Source organism: uncultured Campylobacter sp., assembly GCF_937997595.1.
Classification (GTDB): domain Bacteria; phylum Campylobacterota; class Campylobacteria; order Campylobacterales; family Campylobacteraceae; genus Campylobacter_B.
In genome coordinates this window covers 1-1,710 of sequence record NZ_CALKTS010000167.1, presented here as the reverse complement: position 1 = coordinate 1,710, position 1,710 = coordinate 1, and the positions used below count along the sequence as shown (strand labels likewise).

Sequence of the window (1,710 nt, the reverse complement as noted above, 5' to 3'; positions counted from 1 at the left end):
ACTTTTTAGCGATCGTAAAAAACCTAAAACTAAACGAAAGAATTTGGAGCTAGCGGGCGGCTCGCCGCAGCTTTGTGTGTCACAGCCTCGCGCACTATAGCTTCACACGCCGTGCTGCGACCTCACGCGCCATAAAATTTGGAATTTTAAAATTCTGCTTTTGAATTTCATGAATTTCGTGCTTTGGAATTTTAAGGCGCGTAAAATTTCGTGCGTTTTGAAATTTAAAATTTTAATCCACACTGCGAAATTCTGCACCGTAAAATTTGAAATCCTGAAAATAAAATCCGCGCCTTGAAATTTTACGCTTTGAAATTTAGAATTTTAAAATTTCGCAGCCGAAATCTTACGCGCCTGAAATTTGAAATTTTGTCGCGCCTTAAAATTTAGCGCACCCGCCAAGCATCACGGTACCCATCAAAGCCCCTGCGCGCTAGAGGGCGCGACTAACTCCTCTATAATTTTACCGGGCTCGCAATGAATTATTTTACTCTCTATCGTAAATTTTTCGCCGTCAAATTTAAAGTATTGATATTCATCGACAAGCTCGCCGTCCGGGTATTTATCGCTATATTTTACCTTAAGAGCGCCCAGTATGCCGTTTTCAAAGGTCAAAAACGTCCTTTTAGCGTATTTATTCTTTATCTCGTCACTGCCGTCTAAATATGAAAAAAAATCATATTCTATGCCGAATCGAGCGGAGTCGTGCGGCGGCGGCACCAAAGAGCTCCTTTTAGAGCAGTCGCAATCTCCACCGCATGAACGGACGTAGTGGAATATATTCGCTAGGTTTATACCCGCTTCGCTTGCTTCTACCGCCCAAAATTCGTCGTTTGTGAGCTTAGTAGAGCCCTTTGATCCTCCGTAAATAAGATATAGATTTTCTTTAACTTTAAAAACTTTTATCACTCGATCGCCGCCCCATGCGGTACCGACTGCCCAATCGCCGCAGGCGCAATCCCGCCTGCCGCCAAGAACGCATTCTTGCATCTGCTGCGCACCTTTGTCTGCAAAATCCATAATGAAATTTTGCCCGCCGCTTACGTATTGATACGCTACGTAGCTCGCGCCCATCGTGCCGCCGGTGCTGATATCTACCGAATATGCCCGAAACTTGCCGTCCTGCGAGATCGCCATATTCGGGGCGAACCTCAAGGATTTTAAAATTTGCGGAGCGCTCTCGCCCGCGCTTTGCAAAAACTCCATAAACGCAGCCCTTAACCTAACGATGCTCTCGCAAGGCGTACCATCGGGGCGATGCCCGGCTTCGTCAATCTCCTGAAGCGCCGTGCTTAAATTTGCGGTTAAAATTTCTAGGCTTTGATCTTTTTGAGCGCTGTTTGCACCTTCTGCCAAAGCGGGCGCTGCCTCGGCGAACATGAAGCTTAATAAGCACAAAAACGAGATTAAAATTTTCAAGTCGCATCCTTTAAATCTTTGATTTTCGCTAGATTATAGCGCAAATTTGCGCCGCGCGAGATTTGGATTTAGAATTTGCGCCCTCAATTTAAAACCCAAATCCGCTCGCTGCGGAATTCTGCGAAATTCAGAAACTTGAAATTGCTTGAAGTTGCAAAATTCCGTGAGGATGCCGTTTGAAATTCGCCTTTCAAAGCATAAGGCTAAGCAGCAGCAAAAATCCGATGAAGCTTAGAGCGTTGCCGAAGGAGCCGCCGATGTGATCGCCGAGCCACGTCAGCACGAGCGCGC

1 protein-coding gene is annotated in these 1,710 nt (G+C 45.9%); it reads right to left on the bottom strand.

The window, feature by feature from the left end; translation table 11 throughout:
- Positions 1-417: 417 nt before the first annotated feature.
- Entirely contained in the window at positions 418-1,419 is a 1,002-nt protein-coding gene (locus Q0614_RS06040; RefSeq protein ID WP_298787262.1) for a hypothetical protein, read from the bottom strand.
- Positions 1,420-1,710 lie beyond the last annotated feature (291 nt).